The organism is Streptomyces sp. NPDC050485, from assembly GCF_044458185.1.
In the GTDB taxonomy this organism is placed as follows: domain Bacteria; phylum Actinomycetota; class Actinomycetes; order Streptomycetales; family Streptomycetaceae; genus Streptomyces.
The window spans coordinates 59,328-85,176 of sequence record NZ_JBITHR010000005.1; the positions used below are offsets into that span (position 1 = coordinate 59,328).

At 71.5% G+C, this 25,849-nt stretch carries 23 protein-coding genes, 2 pseudogenes and 1 riboswitch; of the genes and pseudogenes, 8 read left to right on the forward strand and 17 right to left on the reverse strand.

The genetic code is table 11. The annotated features are described in order from the left end of the window. Positions 1-99: 99 nt before the first annotated feature. The gene (locus ACIBK6_RS12025) at positions 100-1,068 is read left to right on the forward strand and encodes a DUF6114 domain-containing protein (RefSeq protein ID WP_399051432.1); all 969 of its coding nucleotides are present in this window, start codon (positions 100-102) and stop codon (positions 1,066-1,068) included. Next, positions 1,065-1,946, forward strand: coding sequence for a hypothetical protein (locus ACIBK6_RS12030; RefSeq protein ID WP_399051088.1), 882 nt, complete (start codon positions 1,065-1,067; stop codon positions 1,944-1,946). Before ACIBK6_RS12025 ends, ACIBK6_RS12030 begins: the two co-directional genes overlap by 4 nt. A 48-nt stretch (positions 1,947-1,994) precedes the next feature. Here ACIBK6_RS12030 and ACIBK6_RS12035 read toward each other — a convergent pair whose 3' ends face one another. Both ACIBK6_RS12035 and ACIBK6_RS12040 read right to left on the reverse strand, forming a co-directional pair. Continuing rightward, positions 1,995-2,159: an SCO1431 family membrane protein gene (locus tag ACIBK6_RS12035; RefSeq protein ID WP_399051089.1), complete on the reverse strand. Its 165-nt coding sequence runs from the start codon at positions 2,157-2,159 to the stop codon at positions 1,995-1,997. A gap of 118 nt (positions 2,160-2,277) precedes the next feature. Beyond that, positions 2,278-3,642 carry a peptidase C39 family protein gene (locus ACIBK6_RS12040; protein WP_399051090.1) on the reverse strand — a complete coding sequence of 455 codons (1,365 nt, stop codon included), beginning with the start codon at positions 3,640-3,642 and terminating at the stop codon, positions 2,278-2,280. A 302-nt stretch (positions 3,643-3,944) separates the two neighbouring features. Here ACIBK6_RS12040 and ACIBK6_RS12045 point away from each other — a divergent pair, with 302 nt between their 5' ends. Together ACIBK6_RS12045 and ACIBK6_RS12050 are read left to right on the forward strand one after the other, a co-directional pair. Next, the gene (locus ACIBK6_RS12045; protein WP_399051091.1) at positions 3,945-4,595 is read left to right on the forward strand and encodes a uridine kinase; all 651 of its coding nucleotides are present in this window, start codon (positions 3,945-3,947) and stop codon (positions 4,593-4,595) included. A gap of 335 nt (positions 4,596-4,930) precedes the next feature. Continuing rightward, complete coding sequence (locus ACIBK6_RS12050) at positions 4,931-6,826, forward strand: AAA family ATPase (protein ID WP_399051092.1); 1,896 nt, start codon at positions 4,931-4,933, stop codon at positions 6,824-6,826. A 54-nt stretch (positions 6,827-6,880) separates the two neighbouring features. Here the strand turns inward: ACIBK6_RS12050 and ACIBK6_RS12055 are convergent, their stop codons facing one another. From ACIBK6_RS12055 to ACIBK6_RS12105, 11 genes are all read right to left on the reverse strand, one after another. Continuing rightward, the gene (locus ACIBK6_RS12055) at positions 6,881-7,975 is read right to left on the reverse strand and encodes a hemolysin family protein (RefSeq protein ID WP_399051093.1); all 1,095 of its coding nucleotides are present in this window, start codon (positions 7,973-7,975) and stop codon (positions 6,881-6,883) included. Further along, on the reverse strand, positions 7,972-9,324 hold the full coding sequence (locus ACIBK6_RS12060) for a hemolysin family protein (protein WP_399051094.1): 1,353 nt from the start codon (positions 9,322-9,324) through the stop codon (positions 7,972-7,974). Before ACIBK6_RS12060 ends, ACIBK6_RS12055 begins: the two co-directional genes overlap by 4 nt. 183 nt (positions 9,325-9,507) lie before the next feature. Further along, positions 9,508-9,987, reverse strand: coding sequence for a PH domain-containing protein (locus tag ACIBK6_RS12065; RefSeq protein WP_399051433.1), 480 nt, complete (start codon positions 9,985-9,987; stop codon positions 9,508-9,510). Between the two features lie 83 nt (positions 9,988-10,070). Next, positions 10,071-10,919, reverse strand: a complete 849-nt coding sequence (gene hisG / locus ACIBK6_RS12070; RefSeq protein ID WP_399051095.1) for an ATP phosphoribosyltransferase — start codon at positions 10,917-10,919, stop codon at positions 10,071-10,073. A gap of 45 nt (positions 10,920-10,964) precedes the next feature. Further along, positions 10,965-11,246, reverse strand: a complete 282-nt coding sequence (locus tag ACIBK6_RS12075; protein WP_399051096.1) for a phosphoribosyl-ATP diphosphatase — start codon at positions 11,244-11,246, stop codon at positions 10,965-10,967. Between the two features lie 34 nt (positions 11,247-11,280). Continuing rightward, on the reverse strand, positions 11,281-11,766 hold the full coding sequence (ribH, locus tag ACIBK6_RS12080; protein WP_399051097.1) for a 6,7-dimethyl-8-ribityllumazine synthase: 486 nt from the start codon (positions 11,764-11,766) through the stop codon (positions 11,281-11,283). Positions 11,767-11,796: 30 nt separating this feature from the next. Next, the gene (locus ACIBK6_RS12085; protein ID WP_399051098.1) at positions 11,797-13,095 is read right to left on the reverse strand and encodes a bifunctional 3,4-dihydroxy-2-butanone-4-phosphate synthase/GTP cyclohydrolase II; all 1,299 of its coding nucleotides are present in this window, start codon (positions 13,093-13,095) and stop codon (positions 11,797-11,799) included. Continuing rightward, a complete protein-coding gene (gene pnuC / locus ACIBK6_RS12090; RefSeq protein WP_399051434.1) occupies positions 13,092-13,736 on the reverse strand; it encodes a nicotinamide riboside transporter PnuC in 645 nt (214 codons plus the stop codon). Before pnuC ends, ACIBK6_RS12085 begins: the two co-directional genes overlap by 4 nt. A gap of 5 nt (positions 13,737-13,741) precedes the next feature. Further along, positions 13,742-14,350, reverse strand: a complete 609-nt coding sequence (locus tag ACIBK6_RS12095) for a riboflavin synthase (RefSeq protein ID WP_399051099.1) — start codon at positions 14,348-14,350, stop codon at positions 13,742-13,744. A 2-nt stretch (positions 14,351-14,352) separates the two neighbouring features. Then, the gene (gene ribD, locus ACIBK6_RS12100; RefSeq protein ID WP_399051100.1) at positions 14,353-15,441 is read right to left on the reverse strand and encodes a bifunctional diaminohydroxyphosphoribosylaminopyrimidine deaminase/5-amino-6-(5-phosphoribosylamino)uracil reductase RibD; all 1,089 of its coding nucleotides are present in this window, start codon (positions 15,439-15,441) and stop codon (positions 14,353-14,355) included. Between the two features lie 165 nt (positions 15,442-15,606). Beyond that, positions 15,607-15,737: riboswitch (FMN riboswitch) on the reverse strand. Positions 15,738-16,114: 377 nt separating this feature from the next. Continuing rightward, on the reverse strand, positions 16,115-17,254 hold the full coding sequence (locus ACIBK6_RS12105; protein WP_399051101.1) for an ROK family transcriptional regulator: 1,140 nt from the start codon (positions 17,252-17,254) through the stop codon (positions 16,115-16,117). 122 nt (positions 17,255-17,376) lie between these two features. Between ACIBK6_RS12105 and ACIBK6_RS12110 the strand changes: the two are divergent. Next, positions 17,377-18,592 (forward strand): annotated as a pseudogene (locus ACIBK6_RS12110) (MFS transporter). Positions 18,593-18,726: 134 nt separating this feature from the next. On the opposite strand, the gene ACIBK6_RS12115 reads toward ACIBK6_RS12110, so the two are convergent. After that, on the reverse strand, positions 18,727-20,112 hold the full coding sequence (locus ACIBK6_RS12115) for a uracil-xanthine permease family protein (protein WP_399051102.1): 1,386 nt from the start codon (positions 20,110-20,112) through the stop codon (positions 18,727-18,729). A 291-nt stretch (positions 20,113-20,403) separates the two neighbouring features. Here ACIBK6_RS12115 and ACIBK6_RS12120 point away from each other — a divergent pair, with 291 nt between their 5' ends. Both ACIBK6_RS12120 and ACIBK6_RS12125 read left to right on the forward strand, forming a co-directional pair. Further along, positions 20,404-21,114 carry a DUF5995 family protein gene (locus tag ACIBK6_RS12120; protein WP_399051103.1) on the forward strand — a complete coding sequence of 237 codons (711 nt, stop codon included), beginning with the start codon at positions 20,404-20,406 and terminating at the stop codon, positions 21,112-21,114. Between the two features lie 9 nt (positions 21,115-21,123). Continuing rightward, positions 21,124-21,840, forward strand: a pseudogene (locus ACIBK6_RS12125) (TIGR03619 family F420-dependent LLM class oxidoreductase); the annotation flags it as partial. Here ACIBK6_RS12125 and ACIBK6_RS12130 read toward each other — a convergent pair. Then, positions 21,829-23,520, reverse strand: a complete 1,692-nt coding sequence (locus tag ACIBK6_RS12130) for a flavin monoamine oxidase family protein (RefSeq protein ID WP_399051104.1) — start codon at positions 23,518-23,520, stop codon at positions 21,829-21,831. The pseudogene ACIBK6_RS12125 and the gene ACIBK6_RS12130 overlap by 12 nt on opposite strands. Positions 23,521-23,567: 47 nt before the next feature. After that, on the reverse strand, positions 23,568-24,365 hold the full coding sequence (locus ACIBK6_RS12135; RefSeq protein ID WP_399051105.1) for a carbon-nitrogen hydrolase family protein: 798 nt from the start codon (positions 24,363-24,365) through the stop codon (positions 23,568-23,570). Between the two features lie 305 nt (positions 24,366-24,670). Here ACIBK6_RS12135 and ACIBK6_RS12140 point away from each other — a divergent pair, with 305 nt between their 5' ends. Next, complete coding sequence (locus ACIBK6_RS12140) at positions 24,671-25,246, forward strand: hypothetical protein (RefSeq protein WP_399051106.1); 576 nt, start codon at positions 24,671-24,673, stop codon at positions 25,244-25,246. Between the two features lie 144 nt (positions 25,247-25,390). On the opposite strand, the gene ACIBK6_RS12145 is transcribed toward ACIBK6_RS12140, so the two are convergent. Continuing rightward, entirely contained in the window at positions 25,391-25,846 is a 456-nt protein-coding gene (locus ACIBK6_RS12145; protein ID WP_399051107.1) for an Lrp/AsnC family transcriptional regulator, read from the reverse strand. Positions 25,847-25,849: the final 3 nt, after the last annotated feature.

A 25,849-nucleotide genomic window follows, 5' to 3' on the forward strand; every position in this document is an offset into this window, starting at 1 on the left:
GGTACCGAACCCACCGCCCGCGAACCCGGCCGGGCCTCCTGGGGCGCGGCTTCGTACGGTTCGACCGGTGCGGGGCCGACGGCATGGCTCGATGCGCGGCTGCCGCTGCCCGGAGCCCGGCGGGTGTTCCGGGGGTGGCGGCGGACGCGGCCCTTCTGGGCGGGGCTCTTCCTCCTGCTCGGCGGCGTCGAACTGCTCGTCGTGCCGCTGTCGCCGCTGACCATCCTGGTCAGCCTCGGGCTCGGCGGCATCGCCGCGATCGGCATCGGGCTCGCCCTGGCCGTCGCCGGGCTCTTCCTGTGGTTCCTGCCGCACACCCGGCACTATGTGTCCGTCAACGCCCTGATCCTGTCCGTGCTGTCGTTCGCGGCCACCAATCTCGGCGGGTTCCTGGTCGGGATGGCGCTGGGGATCGCGGGCAGCGCGATGGGCTTCGGCTGGACCCCGAAGGAGGCACCCGCGGCGCAGGCGCCGAACGCCCGCACCCAGCGCACCCTCGCCGCGGCCCTGCCCGTCGCCCTGCTCATCACCATCGGCGGCGGGTGGCCGCTCGCGCAGGCGCCGCAGCCAGGCACGGCCGCCGCGGCGGCAATCGCGCAGGCGCCCCAGCTGAGCACCGTAGCCGGGACGGCGATCACCCAGGCTCCCCGGCCCGGCGCGGTCACCGCGCCGGCGGTCCCGCCGACCATCACCACCACCCGCTTCGCACCCGACGGCTTCCTGCTCGCCGGGGTGACGACCGTGCCCACCGCGCACGGCCCCCTCAAGGCCATGATCCTCAAGATGAGGTCGGCCTCGCTCACCGACTACCGCCTCCGCACCCGGGACGGACACGACGAACTCGCCCTCGGCGCACGCTCGTTGGACCTCAGCGGTGATGTGACCCTCTACCTCACCAAGTTCAGCGGCTGCCTCGAAGGGCTGCTCTGTCTGACCTTCGACCCCGACACCCTGCCGGTGCCGCCGGTCGTCCCGCCGTTCGTCTTCATGACCGACGTCACGGCCGAACAGGCCCTGGTCACCTCGGACTTGATCGTCGCGAACGGACTGACCCTGGGGGCATCGTGATCCAGATCCAGGCCGCGCTCTTCTGGGCGTACGGAACCGGCGCGGCCTTCGCCGTCTCGGCGGCCCGCCAACTCCAGTGGTGGCAGCGCTCGGTGCACGAGGAGGGCGTACGCACCCGCAGCCGCGCCGCCAACCCGTACCTGATGCTGACGGTACTGTTCGCGGCCGTGCTCCTGGTGCCCACCGGACTCTTCATGATGTGGCGGAACCCGTCGTGGGCGACCATGCAGGTGGCCCGCGACCACCACGGGATCTGGGCCGGGTTCGTGCTGTGCTACGCGGGCGGCACCGTCGTCGCCGCACTGCTCGGCTTCCTCGTGGCGCAGTCGCTGGTGCTCGTGGGGGCGGGCTACTGGGCGTACCTCCAGTGTGTGGGCGCGCACTTCCTGCTGTTCGGGGTGCTCGTCCACGGCTGGGACGGGACCGGCTACCGCCGTCTGCTGACCACGAGCCAGGGGGCCTTGCGGGACTGGGCGAAGGACAGCGTGGCCAACAACCTGCTGCACTTCCTGACCTCGGGGACGTTCCTCGCCCTGCTCGTCCTCGGGGCCGCGGTGATCGGCACGATGCTGATCACGGAGATCGGCTGGCTGATGGAGGGCTGGGAGCTGCCGGGCGCGGACGAGGACCGCAAAGTGGCGCGGGTGCTGGCGGTCGCCATCGCCGCGGCCGGGGTCTACGGGCTGCCGTTCGCCGGCGCCCTCGGGGCGAGTCTGCTGGTGCGCCTCGCGGGGTGGCCGCTGGGCCTCGCGGTCTTCGCCGCGGTGGCGGGCTACACCCTGCTGGCCCGGCGTTCACCGGTGCGGCTGCTCTACGGTCTGGTCGGCGTCCCGAAGCGGCACTGGAAGGCCGACCCCGGCCTGGAGCTCACGTACTGAGCGCTCCACGGGAAGTGGCGTTCGTCGGCCGCGGTCCCACAAGACCGCTTACAGCAGGCCCGACTGCGTGACCAGCATCGCGAGGACCACCACGAGGGTCCAGCCCAGGATGTGCTCCAGGATCTTGGGGCCGGTGTCCTGGGGGCCGCCGGTGCGGGCGCGGAGCTCGGCCAGCGCGCGGGGGTCGTCGGCGGTGGTGGCAGGCAGGGTCATGGGAACTCACTCGGTCGTGTGGCGGTGCACGGTCCCCCCGGGTGGCCTCTCCACAGTGCCAGCGGATCCGTCCCCCGGGGGAGAGACGTTCGTCACTGCCCCGGGGGCCGGTGGCCGCTCAGCCGATGCCCACGGCCGCGAGTGCCTTGCGCTGCCCGGCCGTCGGACGCGCGGGCCAGTACAGGTAGCAGACGCCCCCTGTGCCGGACACCACCTTTCCGCTCGCGTTGTGGCGCTTGGTCCGCAGCCAGATGTTCTCGAACTCGCGCCTCTTGTAGACGCGGCGCACGGCGGCGTCGTCCGGCGAGGCCGGGTCGTTGGCGATCACGTCGCCGTCGTCGGTGAAGCCGATCACCGTCATCAGATGCCCCGAGGTGCCGTAGCCCGCGCCGGTCAGCTCGGTCTTCAGGAACGACTGGGACGTTATGGCGGGGATGCCCGCGCGGATCAGCGTCTCCAGGTCGGTCAGCGACCGCAGCCGGGTCACCACGGAGCTCATGTCCTGGTACGTGGCGGCGTACGCGGCGTTGAAGGGCCAGTTGCCGCAGCCCGCGTACTGGTAGTCGTAGGTGCCCCGGGCGGCCTGGCAGACCTGCGGGTCGGCGTAGGACGGGTCGACCCAGGCGAGGTCGGCGGCGCTGGGCTTCCGCCCCCAGTACTCGGTGATCATCTGCGAGGAGGTGGGGCTGCACCAGGCCTCGCCGCCGTTGTCGTACTGCGGGTACTGGCCCTTGTGGACCTCCTGCGAGTAGCGCGGCACCTCCAGCTCGCCCGCGAATCCCGGGGTCGAGGCATCCACCGTGAACCGGTCCGGGATGTCGGAGGCCATGGCGCCGAGCCGCCACACGGTGGGTGTGAGCCCGCTGCCCGGGAGCCGGTAGAGGGTGACCCGCAGCTGGTAGGCGGCCAGCCGCAGGCCCCCGGCCGGGGTGTCGATCGCGAAGGTGTCGGTGGAGATCGAGCTCTTGCCGTCGCCCTGGCCGTCGACGGAGGTGCGCCGGATGTCGGTGTCGCCGTCGCCCGCGGTCCAGCGGCCCATGACGTACGCGGGTGTGGCGGTGCCGTCCGTATAGGTGCCGAGCAGTTCGACCTGGAGCCAGGTGCCGGCCGGGGCGTGCGCGTTCCAGTGGGCGACGGCCTCGGTGGCGGGGACGGCGGAGCGGTGCACCGGGGAGGTCCAGCTCGCGTACTCCCAGGTGGCGGTCTTGTGGGTGTGCGGATCGGTGTAGGCGGTGCTTGCGGCGGGCTCGTCGATGACGATGCCGGGACGGCGGCCCCCTTCGGCGCGCACCCCGTCGGCGCTGCCCGAGCGCCATTGGGCCTGCGAGATCCAGGCATGGTTGTCCACGAGCTTCGGGGCCCGCCTCGGCCGGGACGGGCCGCCGGAGGCCGCCGCCGGTCCGGCCGAGGCGGTCACGGTCGCACCGGCCGCGAAGGCGACGGCTGCGGCGAGGACGGTTCTGCGCGGGGTGGAGCTGGTCACGGTAGGACCCCCAGTCGGTCATGGATGGGGCGGCGGGTGCACGTCGGCGGCCCAACTATCCCGGGTCCGGCGGCCCTTCGGCCAGTGATTCGCCCCGCGTCCCGCCGCCAATATTGGTCTCGACCACTGGCGTGACCTGCGGGGGTGCCGATGCCCGCGCCCCCGGACCCGGGACCCGAAGCGGCGCACCGGATCCGCACCGGCCACCGGGGTACGGTCGGAGTCCCATGGGCCGACCTGCGCTTTCGCGCACGCCGCCCCGCACGGATCCGCCCCAGCCGCCGCAGACCCGGGAAGGACGCATGAACAGCACCCCGCCCCCCGAGACCGACCTGCCCGAACTGGCCGTACGCATCAGCGAGTTGACGCCGTCCTGCGGACCGGTGCGGCTGGTCGGGGTCGACGGGCACGCGGGCTCCGGGAAGTCCACGTTCGCGGCGCGGCTCGCGGCGGAACTGGGCGGGGCGCCGGTGCTGCACCTGGATGATCTGGCCACCCACGAGGAGTTCTTCGACTGGACGGACCGGTTCCGCCGACAGGTCCTCGACCCGTTCGAGCGCGGCGGGGCCGCGCGCTACGACCCGTACGACTGGAACCTCCGGCGCTTCGGGGCGGCCCGCGTCCTGGAGCCCGCGCCCGTGGTGCTGATCGAGGGGGTGGGGGCCGGCCGCCGGGCGCTGCGGCCCTCACTGGCCCTGCTGCTGTGGATGGAGCTCGACGCGGAAGCCTCCTGGGTACGGGGCCGGCAACGCGATGGAATCGGACTCTCCGCTTTCTGGGACGACTGGACGGAGGCGGAGATACGCCATTTCACCGAGGACCCGTCGAGGCCCTTCGCCGACACCCTGGTACGCCAGGGGCGGGAGGGGTACGAGTGGCTCCCGGGGCCTGATTCGGCAGCGCGTGCGAACCGCGTCATCACTGAGGGTGATGAGCTCACCCCACCGCATTGAACCGGCGCAAAACAGCCTCGAGAGTGCCTCAACTCCGCTTGACCCGGGGGCCATACAGGTCTTACGTTCTCAATGTGCGGCTTTCCGAAGCCGCCGCAGACGCGAAGCCCCCGGTTGTTCCCCCGTGATCGGGGGCTTCGTTCTGCCCCAATTTTCCGCATCGGGCCCGTCACGCAGGGCATTCCGCTCACCCTGGGTCACCGCCAGAGCGCCCCCCGCGCCCCCTTCGGCAGCAGGCCTTCCCGCAGGTACGATGCACATCGGTGCGGTCAACTCCCGTCAATTCCCTTGTGTGAATTGGCGGTTCAGCACGGGGCACGGTGGTGGGGGACGTGATGGACTTCGGCACTACGGGCGCGCACGCCCCGGCCGATCTCGCCTGGCTGCGCGGTGTGGATGCGTACACCATGGGCGCCTATCCGCAGGCCGAGGAGGAGTTCCGCACGGCCGTGCGGCTCGATCCCGCGATGGCGGACGGCTGGCTGGGACTGCACGCGCTGCGCGTGGACACCACGACCGCCCTGCTGCGCATGTACCGTCACCGCGCGCGGTTCGGGGAACAGCGGGCCGGACACCGCAGGGCCCTCAACTCCTGGTACTGGCTCGGCTGGTGGGTGCAGCCGGTCCTGGAGAGCCCGCGCGATCTGCTGCTCGCCCACGCCTCGCACTGGCTGGACGGACGCCATGTCCCGGAGCTGGACCGGGCGTTGGCGGGGCTGCCGCCCGTCGACGCCGATCCCCAGGTGCGCTTCCTGCACGCCTGCCGCGCCTATCTCGTCAAGGACTGGGAGCAACTCGTCCGCCACACCGAGCCGTTGGTGGACGATCCGCTGCTCGGCATCGAGGCCGGGCTTTTCGGCGGGATGGCCCGGGTCCGCCTGGAGATGTTCGGCCAGGCCGAGCCGCTGCTCTCGGCCGCGCTGATGCGCTGCCGCAGTGAACAGCCCCAGCGCAAGGAGCTGCGCTACTGGCTGGCCCGCGCCCACGAGGGCACCGGGCGCTCAGCCGCGGCGCTCCCCCTGTACCGGGCCGTGCACCGGGTCGACCCGGCGTTCATGGACACCGCCGCGCGGCTCACCGCGATCACCGAGAACGACGGGTTCGACGGCTCCGAGGACTCCCCCGACCTCGCCGCGGTCGCCCTGTCCGGCTTCGGCGACACCGTGGAGGCGGACGCCGATTCCGCCCTGGGCCTCGATCCGCCCGAGGGCCGCGAGCTCAGACCCGGCAGCGAGCCGCAACTGCCGCCGGCCGGGCCGCCCCGGGCCCTGCCCGACGGCGTACGGGAGAAGCCGGGCGTGCCGGCCCAGCCCGGTCCCCCGCAGTTCCCGGCCGGGCCCACCGATGCCGTGCTGCTCGCCGAAGCGCTCGCCGAACTGGAGCGGATGGTCGGTCTCGAACCGGTCAAGCGCCAGGTCAAGGCGCTCTCCGCGCAGCTCAACATGGCCCGGCTCAGGGCCAGTCAGGGCCTGCCGGTGCAGCCGCCGAAACGTCACTTTGTCTTCTCCGGCCCCTCCGGCACCGGCAAGACCACCGTGGCCCGCATCCTGGGCCGGGTCTTCTACGCGCTCGGACTGCTCGGCGGCGATCACCTGGTGGAGGCCCAACGAGCCGACCTGGTGGGCGAGTTCCTCGGCCAGACGGCCGTCAAGGCCAATGAGCTGATCGACTCGGCACTGGGCGGAGTGCTCTTCGTGGACGAAGCGTACTCGCTCTCCAACTCCGGTTACAGCAAGGGCGACGCCTACGGCGACGAGGCACTCCAGGTACTCCTCAAGCGCGCCGAGGACAACCGCGACCACCTGGTGGTCATCCTCGCGGGCTACCCCGAGGGCATGGACCGGCTGCTCGCCGCCAACCCCGGCCTGTCCTCCCGCTTCACCACCCGGGTCGACTTCCCCTCGTACCGGCCGCTCGAACTCACCTCGATCGGCGAGGTGCTCGCGGGCGAGAACGGGGACGTCTGGGACGAGGAGGCGCTGGAGGAGCTGCGCTCGATCAGCGGGCACGTGGTGGACCAGGGCTGGATCGACGAGCTCGGCAACGGCCGCTTCCTGCGCACCCTGTACGAAAAGAGCTGCGCCTACCGCGACTTGAGGCTGTCGATGTACCCGTCGACACCCACCCGGGACGATCTGTCCACCCTGCGGCTGCCCGATCTGATGCAGGCGTACGGAGAGGTCCTGTCGGGTCGCGGCCCCACGCGCCGCGACCCGCAGGATCCGCTGTAGGCGGTGTCCGGCGGGCCGGGCGTCGCGCCCTCGGCCATGACCCGCCGGACACCCCTAGCGCGCCAGCGCCTGTTCCGCCTGTTCGCTGCGGGGTTCGGCGAAGCGCGTCAGCGGGGTGGGCTCCTCGCGGTGGGCGGGGTCGCGGACCTCGCCCACCAGCATTTCCAGGACGTCCTCCAGGGCGACCAGGCCGAGCACCCGGCCCGAACCGTCCGCGACCTGGGCGAGGTGCGCGGCCGCGCGGCGCATCACCGTCAAGGCGTCGTCCAGGGGCAGTTCGGCGCGCAGCACGGCGAGCGGCCGCCACAGCTTCTGCGGCACCGCGCGCTCCCGGTCCTCCACGTCCAGTACGTCCTTGACGTGCAGGAAGCCCATGAAGGCGCCGCCCTCCGCGCACACCGGGAAGCGGGAGTATCCGGTGCGTACCGTCAGCTCCTCCAGCTCCCGGGGCGTCACCGAGCAGCCGACCGTGATCAGCGAGGCCCGGTCGAGCAGGACGTCCGTCACCGGGCGGCTGCCCAGTTCCAGGGCGTCCTCCAGGCGTTCCTGGGCCTCGGGCGCGAGCAGCCCGGCCTGGCCGGAGTCCTCGACGAGACGGCCGAGCTGGACGCTGGTGAAAACGGCCTCCACCTCGTCCTTCGGCTCGACCCGGAACAGTTTCAGGATCAGCCGTGCGCAGGCGCCGAGCGTGATCGTCACGGGCTTGCAGACCCGGGCGAAGGCGACCAGGCCCGGGCTGAACCAGAGCGCGGTCTTCTCGGGCGCCGCCATCGCCAGGTTCTTCGGGACCATCTCGCCGATGACGAGGTGGAGCGAGACCACCAGGGCGAGGGCGATGACGTAGCCGAGCGGGTGGACCAGGCCCTCGGGCAGCCGGGCCGCCTGGAAGACGGGCTCAAGGAGCCGGGCCACGGTCGGCTCGGCGACCGCGCCGAGCGTCAACGAGCAGACGGTGATGCCGAATTGGGCGGCCGCCATCATCTGCGGCAGGTTCTCCAAGCCGTGCAGCACCTGGCGGGCTCGGGCGGATTCACCGGCGAGCGGTTCGATCTGGCTGCGGCGTACGGAGACGAGCGCGAACTCGGCGCCGACGAAGAAGCCGTTGGCGAGCACGAGGAGCAGCGCGAACAGGAGTTGGAGCAGGCTCATCGGACGGCCCCCGCCACCGGCACGTCGACCACCGGCACGTCGGCCGCCCGCACGAAGCGGACCCGCTCCGCGCGGTACCGCTCCACCTGGCGGACCTGGATCCGCCAGCCCGGCAGCTCGACCCGGTCGCCCGGTACCGGGATCCGGCCGAGCAGGTCGGCGACCAGTCCGGCCACGGTCTCGTACGGGCCCTCGGGCGCGGCGAGGCCTATCCGGCGCAGCGAGAGGATCCGGCAGCTGCCGTCGGCCTCCCAGGCGGGCCGGCCGTCCTCGCCGGCCACCACGGCCAGTTCGGGACGGGCGGCATCCGCGCCGTCGTGTTCGTCACGCACCTCGCCGACCAGTTCCTCGACGATGTCTTCGAGGGTGACCACGCCAGCCGTGCCGCCGTACTCGTCCACGACGACGGCTATGGGCTGTTCGCTGCGCAGCCGTTCGAGGAGCTGCTGCACCGGCAGCGTCTCCGGTACGAGCAGCGGCGGCACGGCGATCAGGCCGACCGGGGTGCGCAGCCGTTCCGCCGGCCGCACCGCGAGTGCGTCCTTGAGGTGGACCATGCCGACGACCTCGTCGATCCGGTCCCGGTAGACCGGGAAGCGGGAGAGTCCGGTGGCCCGGGTGAGGTTGAGGACGTCGGCGGCGGTCGCGGTGGTCTGCAGGGCGCTGACCTTGACGCGCGGGGTCATGACGTTCTCGGCGGTGAGGTGGCCGAGTGAGAGGGTCCGTACGAAGAGGTCGGCGGTGTCCTGTTCCAGCGCGCCGGCCTGGGCCGAGTGCTTGACCAGGGAGACCAGTTCGCCGGGGGTGCGGGCGGAGGCCAGCTCGTCGGCGGGCTCCACCCCGAGCGCCCGCACCAGGCGGTTGGCGACGGTGTTGAGCAGGGCGATCACCGGGCGGAAGAGCCGCGAGAAGCGGTTCTGCGGGCCGGCGACGAAGCGGGCCACCTGGAGCGGCCGGGAGACCGCCCAGTTCTTCGGGACGAGCTCGCCGATCACCATCTGGACGGCGGCGGCGAGCAGCATGCCGAGGACGACGCTGATGCCCGAGGCGGCGCCGGCCGGGAGGCCGGTGGCGCCGATGGGGCCGTCGAGCAGGTCGGCGAGCGCCGGTTCGGCGAGCATGCCGACGACCAGCGAGGTGATGGTGATGCCGAGCTGGGTGCCGGACAGCTGGAAGGACAGCTCGCGCAGGGCCGCCACCACGGTGCGGGCCCGGCGGTCGCCCTCGGCGGCGGCGCGCTCGGCGTCCGGCCGGTCGACGGTGACCAGGCCGAATTCGGCCGCCACGAAGAATCCGTTGGCGAGGATCAGAAGGAATGCCGCGGCCAGCGGCAGAAGCGTGAACGTCATGCCGCCGCCTCCTGGGAGGGGACGGCGCAGGTACTACCGGACGATCCGTCCATTGCTGGAGGGAGTCACTCCTCGGGTCGCTGGTGCCCCGCGGCCGATGGTGCGGGCCCGTGTGCGGGGCGGGGCGCGCTCGGCGCCGCCGACATCAGGGTAATCAAGATGGTGCCTGGTGGGGCAGGGGGCTCAGCCGTTGTCGTGAGCCGTGCCGGGTGAATCGGTGTGCGTGCCGCGGGTTTCGGCGAGGGCGCGCAGCGCCTTGGCGTCGCGGATCGCCTGGGCCCGGCCGATTCCGGGCTGGATGCCGAGCGCGGGCAGGCTGGTGCCGTCGCTGAGGTCGAGGAAGACCCAGGGGTCGCCCGGACGGAGGTTCACCCGGAGGATCTCCGCCCAGGCGAGCCGGCGCCTGGCGGTGAGGTTGACGACCGTGACGCCCGCGTCGTCGGCGACGACCTTGGGCCTGCTGAGCAGCACGAGCACCCCGAGGAACAGGGCGGCCATGAGGATGAAGCTGCCCCGCTCGCCCCCGCTCAGACCGTCCAGGAGCAGCGACATGGCCGTCATGGCGACGAACATGGCGGCTCCGCTGATCAGCAGGACGGCCCGGGTGCGGGTCGGCCTGAACGTGACCGGGAGGACGGGCGGTTGGGGTGCGGGGGCGGACACGGTGTCGTTCACTTTCGTAGCTGTCGCGGGCCGGGCGTCAAAGGCCGTGTCCAGACCATGAGGTCCGGGCACGGAGCGGGCGCTCAGAGGCGGCAGGCGTGGATGGCCGTGGTGAGGATCGCGCGGGCGCCCAGCTCGTACAGGTCGTCCATGACCCGCTGGGAGTCCTTGGCGGGGACCATCGAGCGGACCGCGACCCAGCCCTCGTTGTGCAGCGGGGAGATCGTCGGCGACTCCAGGCCCGGAGTGAGGGCGACGGCGCGCTCCAGGTGCTCGGCGCGGCAGTCGTAGTCCATCATCACGTAGCTGCGGGCCACCAGGACGCCCTGGAGGCGGCGCAGGAACTGCTGGACCTTCGGGTCGTCGGCGGTGGCACCGGTGCGGCGGATGACGACCGCCTCGGACTTCATGATCGGCTCGCCGATGACTTCGAGGCCCGCGTTGCGCAGCGAGGTGCCGGTCTCCACGACGTCCGCGATGACCTGGGCGACGCCCAGTTCGATGGCGGTCTCGACGGCGCCGTCGAGGTGGACGACGGAGGCGTCGACGCCGTTGTCCGCGAGGTGCTTGGCGACGATGCCCTCGTAGGAGGTCGCGATCGTCATGCCGCCGAAGTCGGCGATGCCGTTCGCGGTGCCGGGCTTGGTGGCGTAGCGGAAGGTGGAGCGGGCGAAGCCGAGCGGCAGGATCACCTCGGCGTTCGCACCGGAGTCGACCAGGAGGTCCTCGCCGGTGATGCCGATGTCGAGCCTGCCCGCGGACACGTAGATCGCGATGTCCTTGGGGCGCAGGTAGAAGAACTCGACCTCGTTCTCGGGGTCGACGAGGACGAGCTCCTTCGACTCCTTGCGCATCTGGTAGCCGGCCTCATGGAGCATCGCCGACGCAGGTCCGGACAGTGAACCCTTGTTGGGGACGGCGATGCGCAGCATGAGGTCAGCTTCCTTCGTTCGGTGAAGTGTGAAGTTCCGGCGTGCTTAAAGGTGGGCGTAGACGTCGTCGAGGGTGATCCCGCGCGCGACCATCATCACCTGGACGTGGTACAGCAGCTGCGAGATCTCCTCGGCGGCGGCTTCCTTGCCCTCGTACTCGGCGGCCATCCAGACTTCGGCGGCCTCCTCGACGACCTTCTTGCCGATGGCATGCACGCCCTTGTCCACCAGCTCGGCGGTGCGAGAGGTGGCCGGGTCGCCGTTGGCGGCCTTGAGCTGGAGCTCGGTGAAGAGCTCTTCGAAGCTCTTGGGGGGTTTGTTCGCCATGATGCTTCTTAGGGTAAGGGGTGGGGTCGCTCGCTCAGCGCCAGGGTTCGCTGACGGTGCGCAGCGTGGTAGCGGTGGCGACGGCGGCGGTGACCGCTTCATGCCCCTTGTCCTCGTTCGACCCTTCGAGGCCGGCCCGGTCCAGGGCCTGCTCCTCGGTGTCGCAGGTCAGCACGCCGAAGCCGACGGGTACGCCGGTGTCCACGCTGACCTGGGTGAGGCCGTTGGTGACACCCTGGCACACGTACTCGAAGTGCGGGGTGCCGCCCCTGATGACGACGCCGAGCGCGACGATGGCATCGTAGCCGCGGCCGGCGAGCACCTTCGCCACGACCGGCAGTTCGAAGCTGCCGGGGACGCGCAGCAGCGTCGGCTCGTCGATGCCGAGTTCGTGCAGGGCGCGCAGCGCGCCGTCGACGAGTCCGTCCATCACCTTCTCGTGCCACTGTGCCGCGATCACGGCGACGCGGAGGTCTCCGCAGTTGCGTACGGACAGTTCGGGTGCGCCCTTGCCACTCACGTGCTCTCCTCAGGTGTTTCTCGGGTGTGCTTACTGGTTGCCGCAGGCGGACATCGACGTCGGGTCGCTGTCCAGCCACGGCAGGTCGTGGCCCATCCGGTCCCGCTTGGTCCGCAGGTACCGCAGGTTGTGCTCGCCCGCCTGGACGGGCATGGGCTCGCGTCCCGACACCTTCAGGCCGTGCCGTACGAGCGCGGTGATCTTGTCGGGGTTGTTGGTCATGAGCCGCAGGCTGTGCACGCCGAGGTCGGCGAGGATCTGGGCGCCCGCCGCGTAGTCGCGGGCGTCGGCGGGCAGGCCGAGTTCCAGGTTGGCGTCCAGCGTGTCGCGGCCGCGCTCCTGGAGTTCGTACGCCCGCAGCTTGGACAGGAGGCCGATGCCGCGCCCCTCGTGGCCGCGCAGGTAGACCACGACGCCGCGGCCGGCCTCGGTGATGCGTTCCATCGAGGCCTGGAGCTGGGGGCCGCAGTCGCAGCGCAGGGAGTGGAAGATGTCGCCGGTCAGGCACTCGGAGTGGACCCGGACCAGGACGTCCTCGCCGTCACCGAGTTCGCCGTGGACGAGGGCGACGTGCTCGACGCCGTCGACCGTGGAGCGGTAGCCGTATGCGGTGAACTCGCCGGAGGCGGTGGGCAGATGGACCTCGGCCTCGCGCCGGACGGTCGGTTCCGCGGAGCGCCGGTAGGCGATCAGGTCCTCGATGGAGATGATCGTCAGGCCGTGCTTGCGGGCGAACGGGACGAGCTCGGGAAGCCGCAGCATCACACCGTCCTCGCCCGCGATCTCGACGATGGCGCCGGCCGGGGCGAGCCCGGCGAGCCGGGCGAGGTCGACCGCGGCCTCGGTGTGGCCGTTGCGGACGAGCACGCCGCCGGGCTTGGCGCGCAGCGGGAAGACGTGGCCGGGGCGTACGAAGTCGGCGGCGCCGGACCGGCCGTCGGCGAGCAGGCGCAGTGTGGTGGCGCGGTCGGCGGCGGAGATGCCGGTGCTCACGCCGTGCGCGGCACTCGCGTCGACGGAGACGGTGAACGCCGTCTTCATCGACTCGGTGTTGTGGTCGACCATCTGCGGCAGCTGGAGGCGGTCGAGCGCCTCGCCCTCCATGGGCGCGCAGATCAGGCCGCGGCACTCACTCATCATGAAGGCGACGATCTCGGGGGTGGCCATCTCGGCGGCGATGACGAGGTCGCCCTCGTTCTCGCGGTCCTCGTCGTCCACGACGACCACGGGGCGGCCGGCCGCGATGTCGCGGATGGCCTGCTCGATGGGGTCGAGGGAGAGGTCCTCGCGGTTGTCGGTGGAGTACCAGGTGGGTGCGTGCGTGGTCATGCCGTCGCTCCTTCCAGGACGGGCTTGACGCTCGTGCGCGAGCGCAGCCACCAGTCGCGCAGGCCCCACAGGACGAGCGCGCCGTATATGACGTAGACGAAGCCGGAGAAGGCGTAGCCGTTGGCGAAGTTGAGGGGCACGCCCACGAGGTCGACCAGCAGCCAGGCGAACCAGAACTCGACCATTCCCCGGGCCTGGGCGAACATGGCGACGACGGTGCCGACGAAGACGTAGGCGTCGGGCCACGGGTCCCAGGACAGCGACGGGTAGGCGGTGAAGAGGCTCGCGACGGCCACCGTGCCGAGGGCGGCGCCGCCGAGCAGGAAGGCCCGCTCGCGCCAGGTGGCGAACCGTACGGCGATGGTGCCGTCCTGCGCCTGCTGCCTGCCGCGGCTCCAGGCGAACCAGCCGCCCGCCGCCACGGCCATCACCACGACCTGCTTGCCCGCGCTGCCGGAGAGGTGTCCGGCGGCGAAGGCCACGAACAGGATGAGGCCCGACACGAACTGGGCGGGCCAGGTCCATATGGAGCGCCGCCAGCCGAGCGCGAGGGCGATGAGCCCGATCGTGTTGCCGATCATGTCCGACCACTTGATGTGCTGCCCGAAGACCGTGAAGGCCTCGCCGTTCAGCCAGTTCACTGCGCTCACTTGTCGTTCCCCCCGTGGCTGGCGCCGAGCAGCCGCTCGACGTACTTGGCGATGACGTCGACCTCTAGGTTGACCGGGTCGCCGGGCTGCTTGATGCCGAGCGTGGTCAGCGCGAGGGTGGTCGGGATGAGGCTGATGGTGAAGTAGTCGGCGGCGGCCTCCACGACGGTGAGGCTGACGCCGTCCACGGTGATGGAGCCCTTCTCCACGACGTACCGGGAGAGGTCCCCGGGCAGCGAGATCTTGACGATCTCCCAGTTCTCGGAGGGCGTGCGCGCCACGATCGTGCCGGTGCCGTCGACGTGGCCCTGCACGATGTGTCCGCCGAGCCGGCCGCCGACGGCCATGGGCCGCTCCAGGTTGACCCGGGAGCCGATTTCGAGGGCGCCGAGGCTGGAGCGCTTCAGCGTCTCCTCCATCACGTCGGCGGTGAACTCGCCGTCCCCGAACTCCACGACGGTCAGGCACACGCCGTTGACTGCGATCGAGTCGCCGTGGCCGGCGCCCTCGGTGACGACGGGGCCGCGCAGACGGAAGCGGGAGGCGTCACCGAGGTTCTCGATGGCGGTGACCTCACCCAGCTCTTCGACGATTCCGGTGAACACGCTCAACGCTCCTTGACGGAAGGGGTAGCAGTAATGCGCAGATCGGGGCCGATGCGCACGGTCTCGCTGATGTCGAGACGCAACGCCTCGGCGATGGTGGAGATTCCGGCGTCGGCGAGGGCGCCGGGCCCGGCGCCGAGCAGGACGGGCGCGAGGTAGCCGACGACCCTGTCGACGGCGCCCGCGGCGACGAAGGCGCCGGCCAGTGTCGGGCCGCCTTCGAGGAGTACGGAGCGCACGCCCCGCGCGTGCAGGGCGGCGAGCAGGGCCGGGATGTCAAGGCCGGTGGCGGTGCGCGCGATGCGCACGACCGCCGCTTCGGGCAGGTGGGCCGCGTCGGCGTCCTCGGCGACCGCGATCAGCGTGGGCGCGGCGTCGTCGAGGACGCGGGCGCCCGGTTTGACGGCGGTGGCATTGGTGTCAACCACCAGGCGCAGTGGCTGAGTTGCTCCCTCGATACCGCGGACCGCGAGGTGCGGGTCGTCGGTGCGGGCGGTGCCGGAGCCGACGACCACGGCGTCGGACGCGGCGCGCAGCCGGTGGACGTCGGCGCGGGACTCGGCGGAGGTGATCCAGCGGCTGGTGCCGTCGGCCGCGGCGATCCGGCCGTCGAGCGTCGCCGCGTACTTCCAGGTGACGTGGGGGCGGCCGAGCCGTACGGAGGTGAGCCAGGCGGCGTTGACCGCCTCGGCCTCGTCGGCGAGGAGGCCCTGCGCGACCTGGACGCCGGCCGCGCGCAGTGTGTCGGCGCCACCGGTGGCCTGGGGGTTTGGATCGCCGACCGCGTAGAAGACGCGAGTGACGCCGGCCGCGATGAGCGCCTGGGCGCAGGGGCCGGTGCGGCCGGTGTGGTTGCAGGGTTCGAGGGTGACGTACGCGGTGCCGCCGCGGGCCTTGCCGCCTGCGGCTTCGAGGGCGTGGACCTCGGCGTGCGGGCCGCCGGCCCGCTGGTGGAAGCCCTCCCCGACGCGTGCGCCCGAGGCGTCGGTGATGACGCATCCGACGACCGGATTGGGGCTGGTGGAGCCGAGTCCGCGGGCGGCGAGCTCAATGGCTCGGCGCATGGCGTCTGCGTCGGCTGCGGTGTCCACCGGGTCCTCCTGCCTCTTCGGGCACGGACTCCGGGGCCTGTCGATGACGACAGAGAGCGGGAAACAAGACCATCGCGCACAGCTCACGCCATGACCGAAAGAGACCGGTGCCACGGATGGCGACCGGTAACAGACGGCCGGCGCGACCGTGGAACGGTCCGCCCGCCGCGCACTGCCTCCCATCCGGACTTTCACCGTCGGTCCAGGAATTTCACCTGGTCAACCGGCCGCTGGATGCGGACGGGTCGCGGACTATTACCGCCGGTTCGGAATTACACCGACCCCGGAGTGCGCTGCTGCTGGTACACGGCCAGTGTGCCACGCCCGATCGACGGCCATGCGAGTGAACGGTTGTGGCCTGGCTCACAGGTGGCCGGATTCGAGCGAGGCTCAAGCGGGGGCCGGGAAGGGGACCTTCCCGTCGCAAGCCGTAGCCAGGAAGGGGACTTCCCTCTTCCGGTTCGCGCCCCGTGACGCATCCGACCCCCACCTATTGACGCAATGGTCTAGTCCTCTTAATCTCTGCGTCACCTCCGAGGAGAGGCCCGGACCTCCGAGGAGAGGCGCGGCCGGTGTGCGCGGCCCCTGACGCCCGACGGCGGTCTCCCGGCCCTTGGCCGCCGTCGGGCTCCGTACTCCCGGAGTTCCGTTACGACTTCACTCCCGGAGTTCGTCAGGACTTCGGGGCGAAGAGTTCGTCCTGGGCCGCGTCCCGCGCGGTCAGCAGGGCGCCGCCGAGGACCGCGCGGTCGCCGAGTTCGCTGGGTCTGACCTCGGTGGCGAGCGGGGTGAGACCGGCGAGCCGCTGCTGGACACGGACGGCGAGCAACTCCCCGCCCGCGTGGCCCAGTTCGCCGCCCAGGACGATCAGACCGGGGTCGAGGACCGCGACCACGGCCGCCGCCCCGATGGCGATCCGTTCGGCCAGCGCGTCGAGGAAGGGCCCGTCGGCGTCGCGTACCGCCTGCTGCGCGCCGCCCGTCCGGCCGTGCTCGGCGGCGAGCCGGGTGACCGCGCCGGCGTGCACCAGTTCGTGGAAGCCTCCGTCGCAACTGGTCGCCGACGGCAGTCCGCCGGTGCCGGGCACCGGCAGGAAGCCGATCTCCCCCGCGCCGCCCGAGGCTCCCCGGCGCAGCTTCCCGTCCAGGACGACGGCCGCGCCGATGCCCTGCCCGAGCCAGAGCAGCACGAAGGTGTCCTGCCCCCGGGCCGCACCGAGCCGCTGCTCGGCCACGGCGGCCAGATTGGTCTCGTTCTCGACCAGGACGGCGGCGGGCAGGCGGCGCGCGAGTACCGAGACGAGTTCGCGGTGCCAGGCGGGCAGCCCGCTGGTGTCGCGCAGTTCACCGCTCGCCGGGTCGATGAGGCCGGGTGCGCCGATGCCCACGCTGTGCAGCCGCTCCACGCCCGCTTCCTTGGCCGTGCGCTCAAGCAGCGCGACGACCTGCTCGACGGCGGGTCCCGTCCCGGCGTCCGGCTCGATCGGCAGTGTCGCCTCGGCCAGCGTCTCCCCCAGCAGATCGGCGACGACGAGGGAGACGCTCCGGGTGCGGACGTCCAGAGCCGCGAGATGGGCCCGGTCGGCGACGATGGCGTACAGCCGGGCATTGGGGCCGCGCCGCTCGGCGCCGGACTCCCCCACGACATGGACCAGGCCCGCACGCTGGAGGCGTTCCACGAGGTCGGCGACGGTGGGCCGGGACAGTCCGGTGAGCTTCTTCAACTGGCCTGCCGTCAACGGACCTTCGTCCTGCAGGAGACGCAGGGCGAGCCGGTCGTTGATGGCCCGGGCGGTGCTCGGAGATGCGGGCATGCCGGGAATCCTTCCAGATCACCGAAGGTCGGTCGCCGCCCGTTCTATTTATCAGGCAGGGTTCCTGATAGTTTACGCCCCGGCGGCGGGGAAGCCGCCCCGAGGGAGGGGGAATGCGGCCGATGGCAGCCGAATTGGCTCTGGAGCAACGGCAGTTGAGGCGGGCGAGGTTCGCGGTCGCCGCGGTCTTCTGTGTGCACGGCGCGGTCACCGGCAACTTCGCCACCCGGGTCCCGTGGATCCAGGAGCACGCGGGGGTGTCCACTGGCCAGCTCGGTATCGCCCTCGCCTTCCCGGCGATCGGCTCGTCCCTGCTGATGCCGCTGTCCGGTGCCGTCACCCACTGGTTCGGGGCCCGCACCGCGCTGCGCGGGCTGCTCGCCCTGTGGACGCTGGCCCTGGCACTGCCCGCGCTCGCCCCGAACGTCTACACGCTGTGCGCCGCGCTCTTCCTGTACGGGGCGACCGCGGGCATGGCGGACGTGGCGATGAACGCGCTGGGCGTGGAGACCGAGAACCGCCTGGGCCGTTCGATCATGTCCGGCCTGCACGGCATGTGGAGCGCGGGGGCACTGATCGGCTCGGCGGCCGGCACGCTGGCCGCACACCTGGGGGCCGACGCGCGGCTGCACCACATGGTGGCCGCCGCCGTGCTCACGCTGCTCGGCCTCGCCGCCTGCCAGGGCGTGCTCGATCTGCGCAGCGCGCCCGGCGCGGCGCCGCCGCCGCGGTTCGCGCTGCCGCCCGGGTCGGCGCTGATCATCGGCATGGTGGGGGTTCTGCGCGGTGTTCGCGGAGGGCGCGAGCCTGGACTGGTCGGCGGTCTATCTGCGCGACGAGCTCGGCAGTTCGGCCGGGGCGGCGGCGGCCTGCACCACCGCGTTCACCCTGACCATGGCGGCGGCACGGATCGCGGGCGACAAGGTGGTCGACCGTTTCGGCGCCGTGCGGACGGTGCGCGGCGGAGGCGTCCTGGCCACGCTCGGCGGGCTGCTCGTGGTGGTCGCGCCGGACCCCGCGGTGGCGATGAGCGGATTCGCGCTGATGGGTCTGGGCGTGGCCGTCGTCGTGCCGCTCGCCTTCGCGGCGGCGGGGCGCAGCGGTCCGAACCCGAGCCAGGCCATCGCGGGCGTCGCGACCATCACGTACACCTCGGGCCTGGTCGCGCCCTCCGCGATCGGTTCGATCGCCGATCTGACGTCACTCGTAGTGTCGTTCGGCCTGGTGACGGCGCTCGGGCTCGGACTGGTCGCGGGGGCCCGGGTACTGCGGGCGGGCGCCCGCCCGCAGACGTCTGTCAGCTCTGCGGACGCAGCAGCGCCTGTCCGTCAGCCCTGAACCGGTCGCTCCAGGGGGTGGGGCGCAGCTGCTGGGACGGGGCCGGCGGCGAGATGCCGCCCAGGCGATTTCCAGCCATCCTAAGCAAACGCTCATGCACCCCCGTGCAGTACCTGCCGCGGCGAAGCCGAGGCTCAACCCGGACTGCCGGCGCCTTCGTCGTATTCGGTAGTGCCGCCGTCCAGCAGGGGCGGCTGCTGCGTGCCGGCGGCTCGGGACAGCCAGCGCAGTGCGTGGTAGCCGGTCAGCACGATCAATGTGCCCAGGGCGATGCCGCTGAGTTCGAAGTTGTCGGTGAACTTCAGCGAGACCCCGCCAATGCCGACGACGATGCCCGCGGCGGCCGGCACCAGGTTCAACGGCTGAGCAAAATCAACCTTGTTACGAACCCAGATCTGAGCGCCGAGCAGGCCGATCATGCCGTACAGGATGACGGTGATGCCGCCGAGGACACCGCCCGGAATGGCCGCGACGACCGCGCCGAACTTGGGGCACAGGCCGAAGAGCAGCGCGAATCCGGCGGCGGCCCAGTAGGCGGCGGTCGAGTAGACGCGGGTGGCGGCCATCACGCCGATGTTCTCCGCGTACGTCGTGGTTGCCGGGCCGCCAACGGCGGTCGACAGCATCGTCGCTGCGCCGTCCGCGATGATGGCCGTGCCCATCTTGTCGTCGAGCGGGTCCCCGGTCATCTCACCGACGGCCTTGACGTGTCCGGCGTTCTCGGCGATCAGTGCCACCAGCACCGGCAGGGCGACCAGGATCGCCGATGCCGAGAAGTTCGGTGCGTGGAAGGTGGGCACCCCGATCCAGTCCGCGTGCGCGACGCCGGAGAAGTCGATCCGCCAGTGGTCGGTCATCTTGCCCGAGCCGTCCGCAGAGTGGATCTTGCCGGCCGTACGGTCCAGAACCCACGACAGTGCGTACCCGAACACGAGGCCGAGGAAGATGGCGATGCGGGACCAGAAACCTCTCAGCACCACAAGCGCCAGGCCGGTGGCCAGCATGGTGGCAAGCGCCGTCCACTGGTCCTGCGGCCAGTAGGTCTTCGCCGTGACGGGCGCCAGGTTGAAACCGATGAGCATCACGACAGCGCCGGTCACCGCCGGCGGGAGTACGGCATGAATGATCCGAGCGCCAAGGATCTGGATCACGATGCCGCACGCCGCCAAGGAGGCTCCGACCACGAGCATGGCGCCCGTCAGGGTGCCCAGGTCCCCGCCCTGGCCCGCGATAACGGCTGACACGCCGACGAACGAAAGTGAGGATCCCAGGTAGCTGGGGATGCGTCCGCGGGTCATCAGGAGGAAGAGGATGGTCGCCACGCCCGACGCCATCAGCGCGAGGTTGGGGTCCAGCCCCATGAGAACGGGCGCGACGAAACATGCGCCGATCATGGAGACCACGTGCTGTGCGCCGAGGCCTGCCGTACGCCCCCAGGTCAGCCGCTCCCCCGGCTTGACAACCTCGCCGGGCCTCAGGTGCTTGCCATCTCCGTGCAGCTTCCACCCGAAGCCGGCCATGTTCCACACTCCACATCTTTCGACGCCCCGCGGACCGCAGAGCCGAAGTGATTAATAGTCGATCACCCCGGCAGGGACAAACCGAGTCGGAAGGGGTATTCGAGTGGCTGCCTCTCGACGGCTCCGGATCGGTGCGGCTCAGGATCGGTGCGGCTCAGGATCGGCGGCTCCGGAGAAGAACGAGGCGTAGGGGGTCGACGGGCCACCGCGTGGCCCGCGTATTCATCCGTTCCGGTCAAGCCCCGGGTCCGGCGGCGCTCAGCGCCGCGCCGGGCTGGGACGCTGCCCACCATGACGCAGACCGGACACCTTCCGCACACCGACCGCCTCGCCGCGCCGCTCGCCCCCGTGGTGCGGCGGATGCGCGCACTGCGGGCCGATCTGCCGGCCCGGGACGGCATCGCGGTCTTCAACCGGGTCTATCTGGAGGTCACCGAGGAGATCGCCCGGCTCCTCGGACACGGCGCGTTCGCCGATCCCCGGGCCTCGGCCACCCTCGACGTGCTGTTCGCGGGGCGCTATCTCGCGGCCGTGGACGCGGCGTCGGCCGGGCGGCGCCCGCCGGCCTGCTGGCGCCCGCTGTTCCAGTACCGGCGCCATCCCGGCGTCCATCCCCTGCAGTTCGCGCTGGCCGGGATCAACGCGCACATCGGGCACGATCTGACGATCGCCGTGGTGGACGCCTGCCGCGAGCTCGGTGCCGGACCCGCCGCCCTGGAACGGGACTTCGAGCGCGTGGGCGACACGCTCGCGGCCCTGGAGGAGCGGATCCGCGAGGAACTCATGCCGGGGCCCGACCTGTTGGAGGTGGCCGATCCGTTGACCCACCTCCTCGCCTGCTGGAGCCTGGAGCGGGCCCGGGACGCCGCCTGGTCCGAGGCGAAGGTGCTGTGGCACCTACGGGAACTTCCGGGCCTCGCCCGGGAGTTCACAGATCGGTTGGACGCGGGTGTCGGTCTGGTGAACCGGTGCCTGCTCACACCGCTTTCGCTTCCCTACTGAGGAGTGACCATGGCGACCCGGCTCGGACTCGGCCTTCCGCAGATGAAGCAGTACGACATCGGCCGCGATGTTCCCGCGGTGGCGCGGGCGGCCGAGGACATCGGTTTCGAGAGCCTGTGGGTCTTCGAGCGGGTGCTGTTCCCCGAGCCCGCCACCCAGGGGCTGTACGGGGTTCCGGGCCTGCCCTGGCCCGACATCTACCGCTCGGTCGCCGACCCGCTGGTCACGCTGACGCTGGCGGCCGCAGCGACCGAGCGGGCCCGGGTCGGCTCCAGCGTGCTGATCGCTCCGCTGCACGTGCCGTTCCAGCTGGCCCGCTCGCTCGCCACGCTGGACGCGGCGAGCGGCGGCCGGGTCGTCGCCGGGCTCGGCACGGGCTGGTCGCACGACGAGTTCGCGGCGGCGGCCGTGGCGCCCTTCGAGCAGCGGGGCAAGGTCCTCGACGAGCTCCTCGACGTGTGCGCCGCGGTGTGGGGGCCCGATCCGGTGGCGTATCAGGACGAGTTGACGACCATCGCCCCGTCCGAGGTCGGCCCCAAGTCGGCCCGCCCCATCCCGGTCTACCTCCCGGCGATGGGCCCCAGAGCGGCGCGCCGCCTGGTGGACCGCGCGGACGGCTGGCTGCCCGTGGCCCAGGGCGCCGCCCAGCTCACCGAGGCGTGGACCGGGCTCAAGGAGCTGGCCGCCGGGCGCGGCAGGACCCGGCGGGGGGGTTCAGTCCTCCGGGAGCTCGACGGGGGCGATCTCGTCGTACAGGTCGCCCGGCCCCGGGTTGGTCGCGTCGGTCGTGCCGCCGAAGTGGTGCATGACCCCCCACACCGCGTTCAGCGCGGTCTGCACCGCGCCCTCCGCCCAGCCCGCCGTCCACGAGATGTCGTCGCCCGCGAGGAAGATGCCCCGCTTGTCCTCGGGCAGCGAGTCCTGCATGAAGTGGGTGAACAGCCGGCGCTGGTAGCGGTAGTGGCCGGGCAGGTTCGCCTTGAACGCGCCCATGAAGTACGGCTCGTTCTCCCAGGAGACCGTCACCGGATTGCCGATGATGTGGCCCCGGATGTCGACCTTCGGGTATATCTCGCCGAGCGACTTGAGCATGACCTCCATGCGCTCGCCCGCCGAGAGCGGCAGCCACTTCAGGCTGTCGTCGCACCAGGTGTAGGAGAGGCAGATGACGGCGGGCTTGTCCGGCCCGTTGTCGAGCAGATAGGTCCCGCGCGTCATGCGGTCGGTGAGCGTCATCGACATGACGTCACGGCCCGTCTCCTCGTCCTTGTCCAGCCAGAACGGCCGGTCCACCGGGACGAACAGCTTCGAGGACTCCATGTAGTGAGTGCGCTCGATCGCCGTCCAGTGGTCGATCGGGAAGAGCGAGTCGTCACAGGCGATCTTGGACAGCAGCATCCAGGACTGCGCGGTGAAGATCGCCGCACGGTAGGTGCGGATGTCGCCGTCCGCGTCGGTGACTGTGATGCGGTTGCCCGCGGTGCGGTGCAGCCGGGTCACGGCGGGCTTGGGGTCGCCGTCGTGCAGCGAGCTCAGCGAGGTGCCGGGCGTCCAGTGCACGAGCTTCTCCGGCTCGCGCTCCCACAGGCGCAGCGGCAGCTGCTGGGAACCGCCGACGATGCCGCGGTGGTGGTCGTCGGCCTCGGTGTAGACGACGCGGAGGATCTCCAGGATGGAGTTCGGGAAGTCGGTGTCCCAGCCGCCGGTGCCGAAGCCGACCTGGCCGAAGATCTCGCGGTACCGGAAGGACTTGAAGGCCTCCGACTCGCAGAGGAAGCCGTAGAAGGTCTGGTTGTCGAGCTTCTCCACGAGCTTGGCCCAGATCTCGCGGATGCGCGGGATGTCCCGCTCGCGGATCGCCTCGTTCATGTCGGAGAAGTCGGCGCCCGCTTCGAGGCAGGCGTTCCACGCGTCCATGACCTCGCGGTACACGGGCGGCAGCTCGTCCACCGAAGTGGCGTAGTGGGACTCGCCCTTGAGGTCGACCACGGTCGAGGGGGTTTCGGGCGCGAGCGGGTTGGGGAACGGCTTGGTCTCCAGGCCCACCAGGTCGATGTAGTGCTGGAGCGCGGTGGAGCACGGGGGGAAGCGCATCGCGCCCATCTCGGCGGTCAGCTCGGGGTCGCAGCCCGGGAAGCCGACGGTGCGCAGCCGGCCGCCGATCTGGTCGGCCTCGTACACGACGGGCTTGAGGCCCATCTTCATCAGCTCGTATGCGGCGACGATGCCGGAGAGGCCGCCGCCGATGACCGCGACCTCCGCGCCGTACTCGGTCGCGGGTATCTGGCCGAGCCCGGCCGGGTGCGCGAGGAAGTCGTCGTACGCGTAGGGGAAGTCCGGCCCGAACATCGTGACGGGCGGCTGCTCGTCGATGTGCTGGACGGCGGTGGGCACCGTGGACGTCATGGGGTACGGACTCCTTGCACAGTACGGAAGTTGAGGGAGCTGGGGGCTCAGACGAGGGAGGCGTAGAGCCCGGGGCGGCGGTCGCGCAGATACGGGTTGTCGGCGCGCGAGGCGGCCAGGAACTCGGGGTCGACGTCGCCCGCGACCAGTTCGGTGCCGCGCCCCGCGCGGGCCCGCGCGGCCCCGTCGGGACCGGCCAGGCAGCTCAGCCCGACGAACTCGAACTCCCCTTCCGGGCCGGTCCGGTTGACGTAGGCGACGTACATCTGGTTCTCGAAGGCACGGACCGGGACGACGGACTCGGCGACGAACTGGAAGGGGTGCATCTGCGCGGTGGGCACGAGGAGGAGGTCGGTGCCGGCCAGCGCGTGCGCCCGCACGTTCTCCGGGAACTCCACGTCGTAGCAGATCATCAGGCCGACCCGGAGGCCGTTCAGCTCGGCCTGGACGACCGGCTGGTCGCCCGGCGTGAACGCCTCCTGCTCGAAGCAGCCGAAGAGGTGGGTCTTGCGGTAGTTCGCGAGGCGCCCGCCGTCGGAGCCGATGAGCTGGACCGCGTTGTAGACGGTCTCACCGTCGCGCTCGGGGTAGCCGTAGGCGACGGCCAGGCCGTGCCGTACCGCGATGTCGGCGATCGCCCGCGCGGAGGGGCCGTCGGCGGCCTCGGCCAGCTTCGCCACGTCGTTGCCGATGGCGTACCCGGTGAGGAACAGCTCGGGGCAGACCAGCAGCCCGGCGCCGGTCGCGGCCGCCCGCTCGGCCGCCTCGTCCAGCGCCGTCAGGTTCGCGGCGACATCCGAGAGGCGGCCGGAGCTCTGGAGCAGGGCGGTGCGCAACGGCGGCATGGGCAGTCCTCGGCAGGGGCGGAAGTGCGTTGTGGGGTCGGATAGACGGTACGTTCCGGTGTTCGGCCCGGACAAGGCGCCACCGTTGCGCGCCTCCGCATGATTCGTTGCGCGTCCGGGCCGGTCGGCGGCGATTTGTTGCGCCGTCTTGACGGGGCCCTTACGACTTCGGTCCAGGTCTCCTCCCCCGCGCGGCGGAGTGGGCCCGGCCCGCGGTGCGATGTGCGCGGCCGCCGGGCGCGGAAGGCTGGTCCTGCCCGGAACGACCGGGTGCGCCGCCTCGTGACCGTACGAAGGGTCCTGCCATGTCCCGCATCGCCTCCACCCCCGCCCGCACCCGTGTCCTCGCCGTGGGCGCGGCCCTCCTCATCGCCGCCGGAGCCACCGGAGCGGCGTCGGCCGCCGGTAATGGTGCCGACAACGGCAAGCCCCGTGAGGCGGCCGCCCTGACCGGCACCGCGAAGCTGTACCGGCCGGCCGGGGACGACATCACGTTCACCTTCGACGCGCATCTGGCGGCCAAGGACAACATGGACCCGGAGGCGGCGACCGGCACCTTCTCCTTCAAGCACGTCTTCCCGAACGGGCAGTCGGGCTGGGCCAAGGCGAAGGTGGACTGCCTGGTCACGGGCGGGAAGGTCGCCGTGGTCACCGGGATCGTGACCGACTCGGACACCCCGTTCAAGGGCAAGCGGGTCGGTGTCACCGTGCACGACCAGGGCAAGCACGACACGCTCGGCTACAGCTGGGTCGGCAGGAACGTCGAGCAGCAGCAGCTGCCGAAGTGCGTGAGCTCGGCCCCCTTCGAGAAGGTCAAGGAGGGCACCGGCGACTTCAAGGTGTTGCCGTGGCACCCGGTGTACGAGCAGCCGAAGAGCTGAGCCTGTCAGAGGCGCGGGGCCGGCTGAAGCCCCTAAGGGGCGCGGGGAACTGCGCGACCAGCCTCCCCCGAGCTCTCAACTTCGTTCGAGCGGGGGGGACCCCCATCGGTCCGCAGCCGATAACCGCACGACCGCGCGGAGCGCCTACGCGGGTGAGCCGGACGTGTAGCGGCGCAGCAGCGGCGACAGGACGAGCACGGACTTCGTGCGCTCCACGTACGGCTCGCCCGCGATGCGCTCCAGGACCCGTTCGAAGTGCCGCATGTCGGAGGCGAAGACCTGGACGACCGCGTCCGCCTCACCGGTGACGGTGGAGGCGGACGCGACCTCGGGGTAACGCTCCAGCCCGCGCTTGATGGCGTCGGGCGAGGTGTTGCGACGGCAGTAGATCTCGATGAATCCCTCGGTCTCCCAGCCGAGGGCCGCCGGGTCCACGCGGACGGTGAACCCGGTGATGGCCCCCTCGGCCCGCAGCCGGTCGACGCGCCGCTTGACGGCGGGCGCGGACAGACCGATCAGCGAGCCGATGTCGGCGTAGGAGCGGCGGGCGTCTTCAGCGAGCGCATGGACGATGCGTTCGTCGAGGTCATTGAGTCGCACTGC

Excerpts from the sequence above, each read along its gene's own strand:
- ACIBK6_RS12035 (WP_399051089.1), bottom strand. The coding sequence starts at position 2,159 with ATGACCCTGCCTGCCACCACCGCCGACGACCCCCGCGCGCTGGCCGAG.
- ACIBK6_RS12045 (WP_399051091.1), top strand. The coding sequence starts at position 3,945 with ATGAACAGCACCCCGCCCCCCGAGACCGACCTGCCCGAACTGGCCGTA.
- ACIBK6_RS12050 (WP_399051092.1), top strand. The coding sequence starts at position 4,931 with ATGGACTTCGGCACTACGGGCGCGCACGCCCCGGCCGATCTCGCCTGG.
- ACIBK6_RS12055 (WP_399051093.1), bottom strand. The coding sequence starts at position 7,975 with ATGAGCCTGCTCCAACTCCTGTTCGCGCTGCTCCTCGTGCTCGCCAAC.
- ACIBK6_RS12060 (WP_399051094.1), bottom strand. The coding sequence starts at position 9,324 with ATGACGTTCACGCTTCTGCCGCTGGCCGCGGCATTCCTTCTGATCCTC.
- hisG (WP_399051095.1), bottom strand. The coding sequence starts at position 10,919 with ATGCTGCGCATCGCCGTCCCCAACAAGGGTTCACTGTCCGGACCTGCG.
- ACIBK6_RS12075 (WP_399051096.1), bottom strand. The coding sequence starts at position 11,246 with ATGGCGAACAAACCCCCCAAGAGCTTCGAAGAGCTCTTCACCGAGCTC.
- ACIBK6_RS12085 (WP_399051098.1), bottom strand. The coding sequence starts at position 13,095 with ATGACCACGCACGCACCCACCTGGTACTCCACCGACAACCGCGAGGAC.
- ACIBK6_RS12105 (WP_399051101.1), bottom strand. The coding sequence starts at position 17,254 with ATGCCCGCATCTCCGAGCACCGCCCGGGCCATCAACGACCGGCTCGCC.
- ACIBK6_RS12115 (WP_399051102.1), bottom strand. The coding sequence starts at position 20,112 with ATGGCCGGCTTCGGGTGGAAGCTGCACGGAGATGGCAAGCACCTGAGG.
- ACIBK6_RS12120 (WP_399051103.1), top strand. The coding sequence starts at position 20,404 with ATGACGCAGACCGGACACCTTCCGCACACCGACCGCCTCGCCGCGCCG.
- ACIBK6_RS12130 (WP_399051104.1), bottom strand. The coding sequence starts at position 23,520 with ATGACGTCCACGGTGCCCACCGCCGTCCAGCACATCGACGAGCAGCCG.
- ACIBK6_RS12135 (WP_399051105.1), bottom strand. The coding sequence starts at position 24,365 with ATGCCGCCGTTGCGCACCGCCCTGCTCCAGAGCTCCGGCCGCCTCTCG.
- ACIBK6_RS12140 (WP_399051106.1), top strand. The coding sequence starts at position 24,671 with ATGTCCCGCATCGCCTCCACCCCCGCCCGCACCCGTGTCCTCGCCGTG.